This window comes from Paenibacillus sp. 01T422, assembly GCF_056398785.1.
This window is the reverse complement of the sequence record NZ_JBFTQB010001330.1, coordinates 1-1164: the sequence shown is the minus strand read 5'-3', so window position 1 is coordinate 1164 and position 1164 is coordinate 1. Positions and strand designations below refer to the sequence as shown.

The 1164-nt window shown below is 40.5% G+C and carries 1 protein-coding gene and 1 pseudogene; both read right to left on the bottom strand.

All coding sequences use genetic code 11. The annotated features are described in order from the left end of the window. Positions 1-202: 202 nt before the first annotated feature. A pseudogene (locus AC1DUA_RS38480) lies at positions 203-448 on the bottom strand (transposase); the annotation flags it as partial. A gap of 271 nt (positions 449-719) precedes the next feature. Further along, the gene (locus AC1DUA_RS38475) at positions 720-887 is read right to left on the bottom strand and encodes a transposase (protein WP_477504698.1); all 168 of its coding nucleotides are present in this window, start codon (positions 885-887) and stop codon (positions 720-722) included. Between the last annotated feature and the right edge of the window lie 277 nt (positions 888-1164).

The following is a 1164-nucleotide window of genomic DNA, read 5'->3' as shown; positions in this document are numbered from 1 at the left end:
TTTGCGTACTCCTTCATTTCATCTATTGCATCTTAAAAGTATAGTATTGCAATTATGCTTAGGTTGTGTGGGTATTAATAAGTATTGATTCAATTAAGAGTGATTAGGTACTAGTCTAAAGAATTCGTGAATTACACAATGGGGGTCTGTCAAATCTTTTGTGTAAACTCATTTAAAGACTTCTCACCGAGCGGAGAAAAAATCACCGCAAATGCTGGCCGATCCGATCTGGATAGAAAACGGACAGTTGAAGTAGCATCTGCCCCCAGTTTTGGACGCGGCCTATCCACTTTCGAGTAACGTCCATCGTGGCCAGATAGAGCATTTTTAAGAGAGCTTCGTCCGTTGGGAAGATGCTTTTACCTTTGGTTACCTTTCGAAGTTGACGATGGTAGCTTGCGATGAGATTGGTCGTGTAGATCAGTTTACGGATCTCAGGTGGATACTTAAGCTCTTATTAACCGTCACCACACAGCAATCTTTATCATAACTGATCTGCAGCAGTGAAGCACCGGTAGCGTAACTAAATTATTCTTAACGCCAACACGCCTTAAAGCAAGCAAGAGCTTGGAATCATTGAAAGACAACTTCCTAAATAAAAAATGATGATTGCAAAAGAAATCCTCCCTTCGCTCTACGCTCTACTTGGGGGACTCTTTGTTATTTTATCTTGTGATTAATGTCTATTGTCTAGCATTTCATTGATTTTCCCCATGGCTCTACGGGTCTATGCCCTCGATGCCGATAACCATGTAGGCTGCTTTGTTTACAATGGCCCCGTCCTGCTTGACTTTGAAGTGAATTGCATCCAAGAAAACAACCGCATAAAGAATGTCCGTGAATAAAAGCAAGCTTCGGGAAAAATAATTTTTCATTGACTTTTGCAATTTAAACCAACATCACAAAAGAAACAAAAACGGTCTTATCGCGAAATAGTTGCGAATAAAGACCGTTTTTTCCGTTGTTTAAAAGAGGGTGACGAGTGAGTTTAAGGCTCCCCCAGAGGAACATTACCTATTTAATCCTTCCAGCAAGCAAGCCCTAACTTATGTCCAAGCAATCACTATTTAACGAACATATTCTATACCGTAGTAACAAATCACCAGAATGGAGTGAGTAAACATGGGTTATGGTGGAATTGGTGGAAGTTGTGCAGGTTACGGT